The sequence below is a fragment of the Streptomyces sp. CMB-StM0423 genome (assembly GCF_002847285.1).
GTDB lineage: Bacteria > Actinomycetota > Actinomycetes > Streptomycetales > Streptomycetaceae > Streptomyces.
Window position 1 is genome coordinate 3,522,760 of sequence record NZ_CP025407.1, and the last position, 15,834, is coordinate 3,538,593.

Annotated in this window: 15 protein-coding genes; 9 read left to right on the forward strand and 6 right to left on the reverse strand. The window is 74.8% G+C overall.

The window, feature by feature from the left end:
- Window positions 1–90: 90 nt before the first annotated feature.
- The 5 genes from CXR04_RS15145 to CXR04_RS15165 all read left to right on the forward strand — a co-directional run bounded on the left by CXR04_RS15145 (window position 91) and on the right by CXR04_RS15165 (window position 5,246).
- Window positions 91–1,029, forward strand: coding sequence for an SIS domain-containing protein (locus CXR04_RS15145; RefSeq protein WP_101426382.1), 939 nt, complete (start codon window positions 91–93; stop codon window positions 1,027–1,029).
- 155 nt (window positions 1,030–1,184) lie between these two features.
- Window positions 1,185–2,114, forward strand: a complete 930-nt coding sequence (locus tag CXR04_RS15150; protein WP_101422720.1) for an ROK family protein — start codon at window positions 1,185–1,187, stop codon at window positions 2,112–2,114.
- Window positions 2,114–3,331, forward strand: a complete 1,218-nt coding sequence (gene nagA / locus CXR04_RS15155; RefSeq protein ID WP_101422722.1) for an N-acetylglucosamine-6-phosphate deacetylase — start codon at window positions 2,114–2,116, stop codon at window positions 3,329–3,331. The genes CXR04_RS15150 and nagA overlap by 1 nt, the downstream gene beginning before the upstream one ends.
- Before the next feature lie 65 nt (window positions 3,332–3,396).
- Window positions 3,397–4,392 carry a 1-phosphofructokinase family hexose kinase gene (locus CXR04_RS15160; protein ID WP_101422724.1) on the forward strand — a complete coding sequence of 332 codons (996 nt, stop codon included), beginning with the start codon at window positions 3,397–3,399 and terminating at the stop codon, window positions 4,390–4,392.
- Window positions 4,393–4,394: 2 nt separating this feature from the next.
- Complete coding sequence (locus CXR04_RS15165) at window positions 4,395–5,246, forward strand: class II fructose-bisphosphate aldolase (protein WP_101422726.1); 852 nt, start codon at window positions 4,395–4,397, stop codon at window positions 5,244–5,246.
- Window positions 5,247–5,321: 75 nt separating this feature from the next.
- Here CXR04_RS15165 and CXR04_RS15170 read toward each other — a convergent pair whose 3' ends face one another.
- Together CXR04_RS15170 and cdgB are read right to left on the reverse strand one after the other, a co-directional pair.
- The gene (locus CXR04_RS15170) at window positions 5,322–6,299 is read right to left on the reverse strand and encodes a CBM35 domain-containing protein (protein WP_101422728.1); all 978 of its coding nucleotides are present in this window, start codon (window positions 6,297–6,299) and stop codon (window positions 5,322–5,324) included.
- Window positions 6,300–6,483: 184 nt separating this feature from the next.
- Window positions 6,484–8,175 carry a diguanylate cyclase CdgB gene (gene cdgB, locus CXR04_RS15175; RefSeq protein ID WP_101422730.1) on the reverse strand — a complete coding sequence of 564 codons (1,692 nt, stop codon included), beginning with the start codon at window positions 8,173–8,175 and terminating at the stop codon, window positions 6,484–6,486.
- Between the two features lie 339 nt (window positions 8,176–8,514).
- Between cdgB and CXR04_RS15180 the strand changes: the two genes are divergently transcribed.
- Window positions 8,515–9,054, forward strand: coding sequence for a flavin reductase family protein (locus CXR04_RS15180; protein ID WP_234380234.1), 540 nt, complete (start codon window positions 8,515–8,517; stop codon window positions 9,052–9,054).
- A gap of 44 nt (window positions 9,055–9,098) precedes the next feature.
- On the opposite strand, the gene arfB is transcribed toward CXR04_RS15180, so the two are convergent.
- On the reverse strand, window positions 9,099–9,530 hold the full coding sequence (arfB, locus tag CXR04_RS15185) for an alternative ribosome rescue aminoacyl-tRNA hydrolase ArfB (protein ID WP_101422732.1): 432 nt from the start codon (window positions 9,528–9,530) through the stop codon (window positions 9,099–9,101).
- A 170-nt stretch (window positions 9,531–9,700) separates the two neighbouring features.
- On the opposite strand from arfB, the gene CXR04_RS15190 reads away from it, so the two are divergent.
- Window positions 9,701–10,276, forward strand: coding sequence for a TerD family protein (locus CXR04_RS15190; protein WP_101422734.1), 576 nt, complete (start codon window positions 9,701–9,703; stop codon window positions 10,274–10,276).
- A 79-nt stretch (window positions 10,277–10,355) separates the two neighbouring features.
- Here CXR04_RS15190 and CXR04_RS15195 read toward each other — a convergent pair whose 3' ends face one another.
- Window positions 10,356–10,934: a Uma2 family endonuclease gene (locus CXR04_RS15195; protein WP_101422735.1), complete on the reverse strand. Its 579-nt coding sequence runs from the start codon at window positions 10,932–10,934 to the stop codon at window positions 10,356–10,358.
- Between the two features lie 85 nt (window positions 10,935–11,019).
- Window positions 11,020–11,745 (reverse strand): pentapeptide repeat-containing protein, encoded by a 726-nt coding sequence (locus CXR04_RS15200; protein WP_234380235.1) that lies wholly within the window; start codon window positions 11,743–11,745, stop codon window positions 11,020–11,022.
- Window positions 11,746–11,852: 107 nt separating this feature from the next.
- Here CXR04_RS15200 and CXR04_RS15205 point away from each other — a divergent pair, with 107 nt between their 5' ends.
- Window positions 11,853–13,004 carry an FAD-dependent oxidoreductase gene (locus CXR04_RS15205; RefSeq protein WP_101422739.1) on the forward strand — a complete coding sequence of 384 codons (1,152 nt, stop codon included), beginning with the start codon at window positions 11,853–11,855 and terminating at the stop codon, window positions 13,002–13,004.
- Between the two features lie 87 nt (window positions 13,005–13,091).
- Window positions 13,092–14,081 carry a zinc-binding dehydrogenase gene (locus CXR04_RS15210; protein ID WP_101422741.1) on the forward strand — a complete coding sequence of 330 codons (990 nt, stop codon included), beginning with the start codon at window positions 13,092–13,094 and terminating at the stop codon, window positions 14,079–14,081.
- A 66-nt stretch (window positions 14,082–14,147) separates the two neighbouring features.
- On the opposite strand, the gene CXR04_RS15215 is transcribed toward CXR04_RS15210, so the two are convergent.
- On the reverse strand, window positions 14,148–15,776 hold the full coding sequence (locus CXR04_RS15215) for an FAD-binding oxidoreductase (RefSeq protein WP_234380236.1): 1,629 nt from the start codon (window positions 15,774–15,776) through the stop codon (window positions 14,148–14,150).
- Between the last annotated feature and the right edge of the window lie 58 nt (window positions 15,777–15,834).

The following is a 15,834-nucleotide window of genomic DNA, read 5'->3' on the forward strand; positions in this document are numbered from 1 at the left end:
CAACGGTCGCGGAACGGCACGAAAGCGCGCACGATCGCAACAGTGCGCGTGGCGACGTCCGTCCACGAGCACGACAGGGAGCCGCACCTCATGGCAGCCGCAGAACCGTCCCGCACCGCCGCCGAGATAGCCACCCAGCCGAGTTGCTGGCGCCGAGCCGCGCAGGAGGCGGCGGCCGTCCCCGGGCTGCCGCAGCCCGGGGAGAAGGTCGCGGTGGTCGGCTGCGGCACCTCGTGGTTCATGGCGCAGGCGTACGCCGGGCTGCGGGAGGCGGCGGGCCAGGGGCACACGGACGCCTACGCCGCCTCGGAGTTCCCGGCCGGCCGGCGGTACGACCGGATGGTGGCGATCACCAGGTCCGGAACGACGACCGAGGTGCTGGACCTGCTGGCGGCGGTACGGAACGGGACCGCCGGAACCGCGACCACCGCCCTCACGGCGGACGCGGAGACGCCCGTCGCCACGGCCGCGGACGCGCTGGTCACGCTGGCGTACGCGGACGAGGAGTCGGTGGTCCAGACCCGGTTCGCGACGACGGCGCTGGCGCTGCTGCGCGCCGGTCTCGAACTGCACGGGCCGCCCGCGGCGGGTGTGAAGTCCGTCACGGACGCCGCGGTCGACGCCGAGTTGGCGGTGACGCAGCCGCTGCCGCCGGAGCTGGCGGCGGCGGTGCAGTGGACGTTCCTGGGCCGGGGCTGGACCTGCGGTCTTGCGGCGGAGGCGGCGCTGAAGATGCGCGAGGCGGCCGGGGCGTGGACGGAGAGCTACCCGGCGATGGAGTACCGGCACGGGCCGATGGCGATCACCGGCCCCGGGCGGGCGGTGTGGCACTTCGGCGAGCTGCCCGAGGGGCTGGCGGCGGACGTGGGCCGGGTCGGCGGCCATCTGAGCGCGGGGTCGACGGCGCGCGGGCTCGACCCGATGGCGGACCTGGTACGGGCCCAGCGGCTGGCGGTGGCCGTCGCGGAGGCGAAGGGGTACGACCCGGACCGCCCCCGCAACCTGACGCGCAGCGTCGTCCTACGGTAGGCGGCCGCCCGGTCGCGCAGGACCTTCGCGTACGCCGTCCGGCCGCCCTCACTCCCCCGCCCGACGGGGGCGCTTAACCGGATACCGGTGGAAACCGGACCCGTCATCGCGACTGGACTAGACCTCTCGCCTCTTTACGGGCGAGACTGTCCCCCGTGAGACACGTCATCGCCCTCGATGTGGGCGGCACCGGCATGAAAGCCGCCCTCGTCGGGGCGGACGGCGCGCTGCTCCACGAGACGCGCCGGCCGACCCCCCGCGAGGCGGGTGCCGAGGCCGTCGTCGCCGCCGTGCTCGACTTCGCGGCCGAGCTGCGGGACACCGGCGTGGAGAAGTACGGCGAGCCGGCCGTCGCGGCCGGCGTCGCGGTGCCCGGGATCGTGGACGACGCCGAGGGCGTCGCGGTGTTCTCGGCGAACCTCGGCTGGCGTGACGTACCGTTTCGCCGCCTCCTGGGCGAGCGGCTGGCCTGCCCCGTCGCCGTCGGCCACGACCTGCGCACCGGCGGCCTCGCCGAGGGCCGCCTCGGGGCCGCGCGCGACGTGGACCGGTTCCTGTTCATCGCCCTCGGCACCGGCATCGCCGCCGCCATCGGCATCGAAGGCCGCATCGAGCCCGGCGCCCACGGCGGCTCCGGCGAGATCGGCCACGTCGTCGTACGCCCCGACGGGCCGCCCTGCGGCTGCGGGCAGCGCGGCTGCCTGGAGCGGCTGGCGTCCGCCTCCGCGGTCGGCGAGGCGTGGGCCACCGCCTGCGGCGACCCCGGCGCGACCGCCGCGGACTGCGCCAAGGCCGTCGAGGCCGGCGACCCGCTGGCGGAAGCCGTCTGGCAGGACGCCGTCGACGCCCTCGCCGGCGGCCTGATCACCGGCATCACCCTGCTCGACCCCCGCCGGATCGTCGTCGGCGGCGGGCTCGCCGAGGCCGGCGACACCTTGTTCGTACCGCTCACGCGCGCCGTCCGGGCGCGCATCACGTTCCAGACATTCCCCCAGATCGTCCCCGCGGAGCTCGGAGACGCCGCCGCCTGCCTGGGCGCCGGGCAGCTCGCCTGGGACCTACTCGCCACGGAGGTAACCGCCTGATGCGGGATTCGATGCGGGAGGGCGGCACGCTGCTCACCGGCGCCCGTGTGGTCCAGCCGGCCGGCACCGTGGAGGACGCCCGGCTCACCGTCGCGGACGGCCGGATCGCCTCGGTGGCACCGCGGGCCGGCACGGCGCAGGACGGCACGGCACCGCAGGCCCCCGGCGAACCGCGGGACGACGGCGGGCCCGCGGCCCTCGACCTCTCCGGGCACTGGATCGTCCCCGGCTTCGTCGACATCCACGTGCACGGCGCCGGCGGCGCCTCCTTCTCCGGCGGCACCCACGAGCAGGCCCGCACCGTCATCGACACCCACCGCGGCCACGGCACCACCACCATGCTCGCCTCCACCGTCACCGGCGACCTGGACGACCTCGCCCGGCAGGCCGGCGTCCTCGCCGAGCTGGCCGAGGACGGCGAGCTGGCCGGCATCCACTTCGAGGGCCCGTTCATCTCCCCGCACCGCTGCGGCGCCCACCAGCCCTCGCTGCTGCGCGACCCGGCGCCCGCCGACGTGCGCAAGCTCGTCGAGGCCGGCCGCGGGCAGACCCGGATGCTCACGCTCGCGCCGGAGCTGCCGGGCGGGCTCGACTCCGTACGCCTCCTCGCCGACAGCGGCGTCATCGCCGCCGTGGGCCACACCGACTCCTCGTACGACGCCGTGCAGGAGGCCGTCGCGGCCGGCGCCACCGTCGCCACCCACCTCTTCAACGCCATGCCCGCGCTCGGCCACCGCTCGCCGGGGCCGGTCGCCGCGCTGCTGGAGGACGAGCGGGTCACCGTCGAGCTGATCAACGACGGCGTGCATCTGCACCCGGCGGTGCTGCAGTTGGCGTTCAGGACCGCGGGGGCGGGCCGGGTCGCGTTCATCACCGACGCGATGGGCGCCGCCGGCATGGGCGACGGCCGCTACCCGCTCGGCCCGATGGAGGTCGACGTGCGGGACGGTGTGGCCCGGCTGGTCGACGGCGGGTCGATCGCGGGCTCCACGCTGACGCTGGACACCGCGTTCCGCCGGGCGGTCACCGTCGACCGCCTGCCGGTCGGGGACGTCGTGGCCGCGCTGTCGGCGACGCCGGCGAAGGTGCTGGGCGCGTACGACCGGATCGGCTCGCTGGAGCCCGGAAAGGACGCGGACCTCGTCGTGCTCGACGACCGGTTCGCTCTCGTCGGGATCATGCGCAAGGGTGCGTGGATCGTCGAACCCGGAAGCTGAGGCGCGCCGTCGGCGGCGCGCGCTGTCGACGGCACCCGGGCACCATGGCAGGATCTTTCGCGCATATGTTCCTCACCGTCACACTCAATCTCGCACTCGACGTCACGTACCGGGTGCCGCGGCTGCGTGCCCACGCGTCGCACCGCGTCACCGACGTCACGGAGCGGCCCGGCGGCAAGGGCCTGAACGTGGCCCGCGTGCTCGCCGCGCTCGGCCACCCCGTCACCGTCACCGGCCTGGCCGGCGGCCCCACGGGCGCGCACGTCCGCGCACTGCTGGCCGCGGAGTCCGGTGGGGTGACCGACGCGCTCGTCTCCGTCGCGGGCAACACCCGGCGCACGGTCGCCGTCGTGGACGGCAGTACGGGCGACACCACCCAGCTCAACGAGGCGGGGCCCGAGGTCACCGCCGACGAGTGGGCGGCGTTCCTCGACACGTACGCCGCGCTCCTCAAGGGCTCCGGCACGAGCACCGGCACCGGCACCAGAACCGGCGAAGGCGCCGCGCCCGTGCGGGCCGTGGCGCTGTGCGGCAGCCTGCCGCCCGGCGTGCCCGTGGATGCGTACGCCGAGCTGGTACGCGCCACGCACACCGCCGGCGTGCCCGTACTCCTCGACACCAGCGGCGAACCGCTGCGCCACGGCGTCGCCGCGGGACCCGACCTCGTCAAGCCCAACGCCGAGGAGCTGGCCCAGCTCACCGGCGACACCGAGCCGCTGCGCGCCGCCGGCGACGCCCGCCGCCGCGGCGCCCACGCCGTCGTCGCCTCGCTCGGCGCCGACGGGCTGCTCGCCGTCACCGCCGACGGCACCTGGCGTGCCGCACCGCCGCGGTACGTGCCGGGCAACCCCACCGGCGCCGGCGACTCCGCCGTCGCCGGGCTGCTGTCCGGGCTCACCGAGGGCCTGGACTGGCCCGCCCGGCTGGCCCGCGCGGTGGCGCTGTCCGCGGCGACCGTCGCCGCGCCCGTGGCGGGCGAGTTCGACACCGACGTCTACGCGGAGACGCTGCCGCGCACCGAGATCACGTCGGGCCGCGGTGCGGCCCGGGATGGGGCCTGAAGATGCCACTCACGACCACCGGCGAACTCGTCGCCGCCGCCCGCGCCGCGGGCCACGGCGTGCCCGCCTTCAACGTCATCACGCTGGAGCACGCCGAGGCCATCGCCGCCGGCGCGGAGGCCGCGGGCGCGCCCGCGGTGCTGCAGATCTCGGAGAACGCCGTACGGTTCCACGGCGGCCGGCTCACACCGGTCGCCGCCGCGACGGCGGCCGTGGCGCGCGCCTCGTCCGCGCAGTTGTCGCTGCATCTGGACCACGTCGTCTCCCCGGAACTGATGCGCTCCGCGCACGGTCTTGGCTTCAGCTCGGTGATGTTCGACGCCTCCAAGCTGTCGTACGCCGACAACGTCAAGGCCACCGCGGAGGCGGTGCGCTGGGCGCACGAGCACGGCATCTGGATCGAGGCGGAGCTGGGGAAGGTCGGCGGCAAGGAGGGCGAGGCGCCGCTCGACGCGCACGCGCCCGGAGTGCGTACGGACCCGGACGAGGCCGTCGCGTACGTCACGGACACCGGCGTCGACGCGCTGGCCGTCGCGGTGGGCAGCTCGCACGCGATGACCGAGCGCACGGCGGCCCTCGACCACGAGCTGATCGGCCGGCTGCGGACCGCGGTCGCGGTGCCGCTGGTGCTGCACGGCTCGTCCGGGGTGCCGGACGAGGAGCTGCGGCAGGCGGTGGCGTCGGGGATGGTCAAGATCAATGTCGGTACGGCCCTGAACACCGCGTTCACCGGCGCCGCCCGCGCCCATCTGGACGCGCACCCCGAGGTGGTGGACCCCCGCAAGTACCTGGCGCCGGGGCGGGACGCGATGGCCGCGACCGTACGCCGGTTCCTGGAGGTCGTCGGCGGCTGACGGCCCCGGGGACGACGACGGGCCCGTAGCACCGCTACGGGCCCGGACGTACCCGGTGCCACGGCACCGGAAGACCTACGACGAGACCTGGCCCTTCTTCAGCTCCACCTTGCTGATGGCGCTCTGGCATTCCTTGTTGCCCGACTCGCAGGACAGCTTGATCTCGTTGGCGCCCGCGTCCAGGGAGATCCACGAGTAGGACCGGGTCCAGCCGGCCAGCCAGTCACCCTTCTTCGCCTTCGCGAAGTTCTCCAGGTTCACCGTCCGGCCGTCCGACTGACCGTTGATCGTGAGGGTGAGTTCTGCGTCCTTGCCCGGCACGCTGTAGTCGACGAAGAGCGTGTACTCCCCGGCCTCGTCGACCTCGGGCTTCCAGGTAGCGGACGCGCCCTGGTTCTCCAGGCCGTGGACGTACGGGCCGTCCTCGGAGACGTTCGTGTCGCTGCCGACGACCGCGCCGCCGGCCAGCGCCAGCTTCGCGCCGTCCTCGGTGGGCGGGGCGGCCGGGTCCTTCTTGGGCTTGTCGTCGCCGTTCTTGCCCTCGTCGTCGCCCTTGCCCTCGGGGCTGGGGGCGACGGACTCCGAGTCGCCGCCGCCGACGTCCGAGTTCTCCCCGTCGCCGCTGAAGAGCACCGCGGCGACGATGGCGATGACGACCGTGGCGACCACGGCGACCGCGCCGAGCATCAGCCCGTTCCGCCCGCCGCCGCGGCCCCGGCGCGGGCCCTCGCCGGGGTCACCCGGCGGGAAGGACGGGGGCTGCGGCGGAGGGCCGCCGTAGGTCTCGGGCGCGGCATAGTGCGGGCTGGGGCTCGACTGCCCGTACGGGTACGCCTGCTGGGGCGGCACCTGGTACGCGGCCTGCTGGCCGCCGTACGTCCGCTCGCCGACGGCCCTGACCTGGGTGTACGACGTGCGCGGCACACCCGGGGCGGGGGCCGTGCCCTCCCCCGGTCCTGGCACCGGCGCGGCACCGCCCTCGGGGCGGTACAGATGGGCGAAGGGGTCGTCGTCCTCGGGCGGCGTGCCCGCACCGTGGTTGCCGGCCGTCATCTCCCTCTCACTCCCTGGTGGGCGTTGCGTCCCCGCCGGCGAACCGCCGGCCAGGGGGCGAGCCTACCCCGTCCGGAGCAGTACCCGAGCGTTCCTTCGGTCGACTGTGGACGAAGCCACGACGGCCGCCTGTGGACGACCAGGGGCCGCGGGGCGGCGGCGCCCCGGGCCCGTACGTCCGTCACTAGCCTGCCCGGCGGTGCGAGCGGCCCTGCGAGCGGGCCCGCTTCTCGCGGTACATGAGCTGGTCCGCCGAGCTGAGGATCTCCTCCGTCGACATCCCGCACATCGCCCAGCCGGTGCCGATGCTCGCGCCCACGCGCACCCCCCGGCCGTCGACGCGGATCGGCGGGATGATCGCGTTCCGCAGCCGGACCGCCAGGTCCTCGGCGCCGCCGGGCGTCAGGCCGTCGGCGAGCACCACGAACTCGTCGCCGCCGAGCCGCGCGACGGTGTCGCCGTCGCGGACCGCGTGGGTCAGCCGCTGCGCGACGGCGATGAGCACGGCGTCGCCGGTGTTGTGGCCGAAGCGGTCGTTGATGGACTTGAAGCCGTCGAGGTCGCAGAAGAGCACCGCGAGCCCCTTGCCCCCGGATTCCCCGCCGCCCTCGGGGACCATCGCGTGCACATGGTGCTCGTAAGGACCCGGGCCGGCCCAGTGCTCCTCGGCCCCGTCCGTCCCGAAGCCGTGCCCGTTGCTGTCGACCTCGCCCGGCACAGGACCGGCGCCGACGATGGCCCGGCCGCGCGGCCCCGGCAGCCCGGCGGCGGAGTGGCTGACGGCGCCCGTGTAGAGCTCCGGCGGCCGGTCGCAGAGCCGGGCGGTGAGCCGGGCGCGCAGCTCGGCGGCGTTGGGCAGGCCGGTGAGCGAGTCGTGGCTGGCGCGGTGCGCGAGCTGCGCCTCGTGGCGCTTGCGCTCCTCGATGTCCTCGACGTGGGTGAGGAGGTAGCGCGGGCCGTCGGCGGCGTCGGCGACCACCGAGTTGCGCAGGTTCACCCACACGTACGTGGCGTCGCGGCGGGCGAGGCGCAGCTCGGCCTTGCCGCCCTCGGCGAAGGTGCGCAGCAGGGTGCCGACGTCCTCGGGGTGGACCAGGTCGGAGAACGACAGCCGGCGCAGGCTGGAGGGCTGGCGGCCCAGGAGCCGGCACAGCGCGTCGTTCGTACGGATCAGCCGCCCGTGGTCGTCGCCGCCCATCTCGGCGACGGCCATGCCGCTGGGCGCGTACTCGAATGCCTGGCGGAAGCTCTCCTCGCTGGCGCGGAGCGCCTGCTGCTCGCGCTCCAGCCGCACCAGCGCGCGCTGCATGTTGGCCCGCAGCCGGGCGTTGGTGATCGCTATGGCGGCCTGCGAGGCGTACATCTGCAGGGCCTCGCGCCCCCAGGGGGTCGGCACCCGGCCGTTGGCCGGCTTGTCGACGGACAGGACGCCGAGCAGCTCGCGGCCGGCGTCGTGGATCGGTGCGAAGAGGCGGTCGCCGGTGACCCAGTCACCGGGGGCGGAGGGCGGCGGGACGACGGGGTGGGTCTGCGGCACCTCGTCGTCATCGAGCACCCAGCCTTCGCTGTGGGGTATGTAGCGCAGCTCGCCCCACTCGACGCCCATGTGGAGCCGGCGCTCCCACGCCTCACGCGGGCCGACCCGGCCGGCCATGATCGCCTCGGCGGTCGGATCGCCGCCGACGGCGGCGACGACGAGGTCGCCGTCGGGCCGTACGAGGTTCACCGCGGACACCTCGTACCCGAGGGCGACGAGCCCGTCCGCGACGCTCTGGAGAGTGTCGGCGAGGCTGCGCGTCTGATTCAGGTCCGCGAGGACCGAATGCAGCCGGCGCAGGCTCGCCAGCCTTACGTAAGGTTCGGCCTCCGTCTCCATACCTGCCCTCCCGTCTCGCCCCGACCTCGGCGGAAGACCCCCGCGTGGAATTTCATCCAACGACACGGCCACTGAATCACAGCCAGCTCTTCGGCGGGTACACAGGGTCAACATTGGATGCCCTCTGTGACTCAAGTCACAGGGTGGGGAGGTGTTAACCGGCGTGCGGCCAAGAGTCGCACGCCGGTCTCTGGGAGCTTCGCGCCGGGTGGGGCGGAAGGGGCCGCCCGGCGGGGTCCGTGGGGGTCCCGCGGCAGGTGGGGCGGGACGGAGACCTAGGACTCCGCTCCGCCCTCGGCCCGATGCCCGGGGCCCTGTCGCCCCGTTACGGTTCGAGGCGTGCTGCATGAGACGCAAGCGGTGGACCATCCTGTTGGGGTGAGCGACGAGCAGTTCCGGGCGGCCATGAGCCGGCTGGCGGCGGGCGTGGTGCTGGTCACGGCGTACGACCCGGACCCCGGCCTGAACGGCGAGGACGTCGGGATGACGGCGACCGCGTTCCTGTCGGTGTCCCTGGACCCCCCGCTGGTGATGGTGAGCGTCCGCAACGGCTCCCGCATGGACGAACTGCTGACGGACCGCGAGGAGTGGGCGGCGTCGGTGCTCTCCGAGAGCCAGCGGCACATCGCCGGGCGGTTCGCGATGAAGGGGCGGATCAGCGACCGGCTGCTGTTCGACGACATCCCGTACACGCGCGGCGAGGTGACCGGGTGCGCGCTGGTGGGCGGGGCGCTGGCGACGGTGGAGTGCAGGACGGAGCAGCGCGTGGTGGCGGGGGACCACACGCTGGTGATCGGGCGGGTGCTGAGCGCGACGCAGCCGAGTTCGGACGGCAGCCCGCTGACGTACTTCCGGGGGCGGTACCGGACGCTGGGCTGAGCCTTCGCACCTTCGCGTTGGCGACGAGAGGGAGTCGGCGGGAGTTACTGGCCCCAGCCGCGGCCCCTGCGGCCGCGCTTGACGTCGGACCGCTGCTTCTTCTCCCGCAGCCGGCGCTCGTTGACCCCCCGCGGGACCTTCCGCTTCCGCCGCGGCGCGGGCGGCGGCGCCGTGGCCTCCGCGAGCAGCGCGGCGAGCCGTACGGCGGCGGTCTCGCGGTTGCGCCACTGCGACCGGTGCTCACTCGCCCGGACCACGACGTGCCCGTCGACGAGCCTGTCCGCGAGCCGCTCCAGGGCCCGCTCCTTCCACACCGGCGGCAGCGACTGCGTACCCGCGAGGTCGAAGCGGACCTCGGCCTGGGTGTCGCTGGTGTTCACGTGCTGACCGCCCGGCCCGGAGGAACGCGAGAAACGCCACAGCAGCTCGGCCTCCGGCAGGGCGACCGAGCCGCGGATGCGGTAGGGACCGGACATGTCTCCCATGATCCCGCGTGGGTGTTCGACCTGTCACGTCGTTTGCGCCACCCGGAAGTCGCCCGGAAGTGGCGGGGGTACGGTGCGTGGAACCGGGTGGGGCACACCGGCGTTGTGACTCCGTAGACGTGGCTCCGGCACGTGGAGCCAGAACCAGGAGGGGACTCCCCATGCCCGTAAGCCTGTCCAAGGGCGGCAACGTTTCGCTCACCAAGGAAGCCCCCGGGCTGACCGCCGTCACGGTCGGTCTCGGCTGGGACGTCCGTACCACGACGGGAGTGGACTTCGACCTCGACGCGAGCGCCATCGCGGTGAACGCCGAGGGCCGGGTCTTCTCCGACCAGCACTTCATCTTCTTCAACAACCGGCAGTCGCCGGACCAGACGATCGTGCACACCGGTGACAACGTCACCGGCGAGGGCGCGGGCGACGACGAGCAGATCAAGGTCGACCTGGCCGGCCTGCCGGCCGAGATCGACAAGATCGTCTTCCCGGTCTCGATCTACGACGCCGAGACCCGCAGCCAGAACTTCGGCCAGGTGCGCAACGCGTTCATCCGCGTCGTGAACCAGGCCGGGGAGGCGGAGATCGCGCGCTACGACCTCACCGAGGACGCGGCGACGGAGACCGCGATGGTCTTCGGCGAGCTGTACCGCAACGGCGCGGAGTGGAAGTTCCGCGCGGTGGGCCAGGGCTACGCCTCGGGCCTGTCGGGCATCGCCCAGGACTTCGGCGTCAGCGTCTGACGCACCGGGGTCCGCGGGACCCCGTGGACGCGGAGTGGCCCGTCGCGCGGCAGCGCGGCGGGCCACTCGTGGCTTCGGGTCAGAACTCGGCGGTGTCCAACTCGAAGCCGAACGGCTCCGGGAGCACGAGAGTCAAGCCCAGCCTGGCCTTGTCGGCCCGGGCGTACGTGCCCTCATCCGGCTCGCTGTGAATCCAGGCGGCACCCGCCTCGCGATCGATGAGCAGGTAGAAGGGGATTCCGGCACGGGCATAGCCCCGCAACTTCCTCATGCGGTCGTTGTCGGCAGTGGACTTCGAGGTGACCTCGGCGACGAGCATGACGGGGCCGGGGTCATGCCACTCAAGATCGTTCCGGAAGCTCCCCTTGGCGGCGACGACCACGTCAGGGATGACCCTGTCCTTGGTGTCGGCACCCGGGAGTACCAGGCCGATACCGGTATACGTCCTGAGATCCCTGCGATGGTCACGGACCTGGTCGGCCACCTCGGAGACGATCTCTTCGTGCTCACCGTTCGCCGGAGGCGTCACGTGGATCTGCCCTTCGATCAGTTCCACGCGTCGCCCCTGGGGGGCAGCCGCGCTTGCTGCGAAGAAGACTTCCTCGACTGCGCTGTCTCCAGGCACGAGCACCTCGCGCTCAGGGGTCGTCGATGCCATAGGTGCCCTCCTTCGTCGAAGGGACGCTCTCAGCGTAAGCCAGATGTGGTGACCGCATCGGCCGCCCCTTCACCCGAACGGGCATTCAGTGACGTTTCTGCACGTCATCCACCGCCCGGACCTCCACGCCCACCTGGGCGGCGAAGACCGGGGCCAGGGCGAGGAGTTGTTCGGGGCTGATGACCGCGCCGGCCAGGCGGTCCACGCCGCGTTCGAGGGTCAGCTCCGAGGCGCGGCGCAGGTCGACGTCCGTCAGGCGGGCGCCGGAGAGGTCCGCGCGCTGGATCGCGCAGCCCTCGAACGCCACCCGCTCCAGCCGGGCGTCGCCGAAGTCCGGCTCCGCCAGCACGCAGTCCTCGAACACGACGTCCGTCAGCCGCGCCCCGCGCAGGTTCAGGAAGTCCGCCTTGCCGCCGCGCACCACCACCCGCTCCAGCGTCGCCCCGTGCAACTGCACGCCGCCCAGCCGGGTGTCCGTCAGCTCCACGTCCCGCAGCGTCGCCCCCGCCAGGTCCGTCCCCGCGCCGCGCACCTCCTCCAGCACCGAGTCGATCAGCCGCGCGCTCGGCAGCCGCGCCGCGTCCAGCACGCAGCGGCGCAGCGCGCAGTCCATGAAGCGCGCCCCCGCGCCGTCCGCCCCCGTCAGGTCGAGCCCGGCGAACTCCAGCGCGTCGTAGTCCCCGTCGGGCTCCAGGTCCGCCGGCCGGTACGTGCCCGCGGCGCCCTCCTCCCCCGCCCCGTACCGCTCCAGGGACGCCGGGAGCCGCACCGCAGGCCGCCGCGGCGCCTTGATCGTCTTCCGCCTCGTCATGCGCCCCATCGTGACCTACGGCACTGACACCGCACCCGATGTCACATTCCCGCCCCCCGCCTTCGTCCTGTGATCAGAATGGCAATATCGCAGGTGAGGAGCACGACATGCGACGGATCTCCGTCATCGGCGGCGGGCTGGCCGGGCTCACCGCCGCCATCACCGCCGCCGAGGCCGGCGCCCGCGTCACCCTGTACGAGGCGCACCACACCGTCGGGGGGCGTGCACGTACCGCCGACGCGCCCTACCGCACCAACGAAGGCCCGCACGCCCTCTACTACCGCGGCCCGCACTGGACCTGGCTCAAGCGGCGCCACCTCCTCGGCCCGCTCGCCCCGATCCCGCCCCTGGAGGGGTCCCGGTTCCGCTTCCGCCGCGAGGGCCGGCTGCGGAAGGTGCCGCCGGGCGCGATGCTGCGTCTCGTCCGCCGCCGCGAGGCGCCCGTGGACCGCGACTTCCACGGCTGGGCCGAGGAGATCGCCGGCGAGGCCGGCGCCCGGGCCGCCGCCCACTACAGCGCCGTCGCGATCTTCCACCACGACCCGGGCTCCCTGTCCGCCGCCTTCGTCCAGGAGCGGCTGCGCCGCACCACCGCGCTGCCGCCCGAGGCGCACTACCCGGCGGGCGGCTGGGGTTCCGTCGTCGACCGGATGACGAGCATGGCGTGGAACCTCGGCGTACGGATCGAGATCGGCAGCCGCGTCGCCGAGCTGCCGCGGGGCGGTCCCGTCGTCGTCGCCACCTCGCTGCCCGCCGCCCGCGCGCTCCTCGGCGACCCGTCGCTGACCTGGCACTCGGGCCGTACGGCCCTCCTCGACCTCGCCGTGCGCCAGCGCCGCGGCGACGCCTTCGTCGTCTCCGACCTCGACGCCCCCGGCTGGGTGGAGCGCTTCTCCGCCGGGGACGCGTCGCTGGCCCCGGCCGGCGAACAGCTCATCCAGAGCCAGGTGCCGGTGGCCCCCGGGGAGAACAAGGCGGTGGGCATCGCACGGGCGGAAGAGCTGCTGGACCTGGGCTACCCGGGCTGGCGGGACCGTACGGTATGGCGCCGCGAGGCGCTGGCCGCGGGCCGCACGGGCGCGGTGGACCCGCCGGGCAGCACCTGGCGCGACCGGCCGGGGGTGGACCGGGGCGACGGGGTGTACCTGGCGGGGGACCAGGTGGCGGCGCCCGGGGTGCTGAGCGAGGTGGCGTTCGCGAGCGCGATCGAGGCGGTACGGCTGGCGCTGCCGGAGGGGCGGCCGGCCGCGGCGGCGTAGCGGGGCGGGACGCGTAGGGGCGACGGGGCGCGGGGGCGCGGCGTGACCGCTTGACCTGAAGTTCTGTTCAAGTTGTCTGCTGGCCTCATGCACGCCATACGACTTCACACCTTCGGGCCCGCAGAGAACCTCGTCCACGAGAAGACCGACGACCCCGTAACCGGCCCCGGCCAGGTCCGTATCGCCGTCGCCGCCGCCGGGGTGCACCTCCTCGACACCTTCCTGCGCGCCGGCGAGACCGGCGGCCCCATGCCGCCCCCCGACCTGCCCACGATCCCCGGCCGCGAGGTCGCCGGCACCGTCGAGTCCGTGGGCGACGGCGTCGACCCGGAGTGGCTGGGCCGCCGCGTCGTCGCCCACATCGGGCTCCGCCCGGGCGGCTACGCGGAGCTGACCGTCACCGAGGCCGAGCGGCTGCACGCGCTGCCCGACTCCCTCGACGCCGCGGAGGCCGTCGCGATGATCGGCACGGGGCGGACGACGATGGGCTTCCTGCACTTCGCCGAGGTGACGGCGGACGACGTCGTGATCATCACGGCGGCGGCGGGCGGCGTCGGCTCGCTGCTGGTGCAGTACGCGCGGAACATCGGCGCGTACGCCGTGGGCCTGGTCGGCGGCCCGGAGAAGGTCGCGCGCGTACGGGACCTCGGCGCGGACACCGCCGCCGACTACACCGACCCGGCCTGGCCCGACGCCGTACGCGCGGCCCTCGGCGACCGCCGGCCCACGGTGCTCCTCGACACCGTCGGCGGCACCGCCGCGCGCACGGCGGCGGACCTCCTCGCGCCCGGCGGGCGGCACCTGGTGCTGGGCTGGTCGTCGGGGACGCCGCTGGAGTTCACGGAGGCGGAGCTGGCGGAGCGGGGCATCACGTCGGTCAACGTCCTCGGCCCCGACTGGCTCAGCCGCATCGGCGGCGACGACCCCCTGCGGCGGATGGAGGAGGCCGCGCTGACGGAGGCGGCGACGGGCCGCTGGACACCGCTGGTGCAGCGCTACCCGCTGGCCCGGGCTGCCGAGGCCCACCGGGCGCTGGAGACGCGGGGGACGGTGGGGAAGGTCGTACTGGAGCCGTAGGCCGGGCAGTCGGGCGGCAGATCGGTCTGGTACCGGAGGGGGAGGCGGCGGGGGCCGCGGGGGCGGTCACGAGACCCTCCGGCGGGTGGCGGGGGTACGCGAACCGGCGCTCCCGGCCAGGCCGGTGGCGTCGGAGCCGGCTGAACCGCCGGAGCCGGGTGGCGCGGCTCCGGCGGAGCCGGGAGGGCCGTCCGAGGCGGGCAGGCGAGGCCCGCCGGAACTGGCCGCCCCGGTCGTCGCACCCCCGCCCGGGCCACCGGCCACGGGCCGAGTGCCGGGCTCCGGCCCGGTGTCACCCGGCCCGGCGTGGTCGGCCGGCCCCGCGGTCGTGTTCGCGTCCCGGCGTCCGGCCGCCGCGGCCCCGCTCCCTGCCGGAGGCAGCGCGTGGCCGTGGCGGAAGACGTTCTCCGGGTCGTACGTCCTCTTCACCGCCCGCAGCCGCGCGTACGTCTCCGCGTCGTACGCCTCCGCCGCCAGCTCCTCCGTACCCGGGCCCGCGAGGAAGTTGACGTACCGGCCGCCCGTCGACCACTCCCCCAGCGCCGCCCGTACCGCGCTGTCCGTGCCCGGGGCCGTGAGGGTCGTCAGCGTGAACGCCCCCGCGCGGCTGCCCACCGCGCTCGGTACCGCCGGGGGCCGGCCCGCCGCGCCGCCGAGGTGGCGCAGCTCCACCGCCCAGTCCGCGCACTCGGCCTCCGGGCCCGCCGCGGCCAGCAGCGCGGCCTCCGCGGCGGCGTCGAACTCCCGCAGCAGGATGCCGCGTTCGTGGTACGGCATCGGGTCCACCGGGTCCTCGTGGATCTCCGCGACCGTGCGGTACGGGCGCATCCGTACCGTGTCCGCGACCGGCAGCGCCGCCGCCCGCAGCGGACGTACCAGACCCTCCCCGAGCGACTTCAGCGACTCCGGCCCCGACTCCGACTCCGACTCCGACGGCGAAGCCCCGGCCACCGCCACCCGCACGTGCACCGTCAGCCCCGCCCCCGGTACCCGCAGCAGCGCCACCGACGTCGTCAGCTCCTCCGGCGCCGCCGCCGTCACCCGCCGCCACGCCCCCAGCACCGCCGCCGCATCCGCGCCCGCGAACCGCAGCCCGCCCCCGTACAGCCGCGCCACCCGCGGCAGCCGGAACGTCAGCGCCGTCACCACCCCGAACCCGCCCTTCCCGCCCCCGCGCAGCGCCCAGAACAGCTCCGGCTCCCGCTCCGCGGTGACCTCCCGCAGCCGCCCGTCCGCCGTGACCAGCTCCACGGCGGTCACCTGGTCCGCCGCGTAGCCGTACGTGCGGGCCAGCGGGCCGAGGCCGCCGCCCAGCGTGTAGCCGACGACGCCGACCAGCGGCGACGAGCCGCACAGCGGGGCGAGGCCGTGCGGCGCGGCGGCGTCGACGACCTCCTGCCAGCGGGTGCCGGCGGCGACCCGCGCGGTACGGGCCGCGGGGTCGACCCGCACGCCCCGCAGCCGCCGTACCGACAGCAGCAGGGTGTCCGCGCCGACCGCCCCCGCGGGGCCGTGTCCTGTCGACTGCACGGCCACCGGCATCCCGCGCTCCGCGGCGTACCGCACGGCGGCCCGCACCTCCGCCACCGACCGCACCGCGGCGACCGCCGCGGGCCGGTGGGACACGATCCGGTTGAAGCCGGACAACTCCGTCTCGTAGCCGGATTCACCCGGCCTGAACTGCATGAACTCCATGCCCGCGAGCCTCCGTCCGGCATCCGTGCCAACCCATCCCCCGATTGAGGGGAATCCC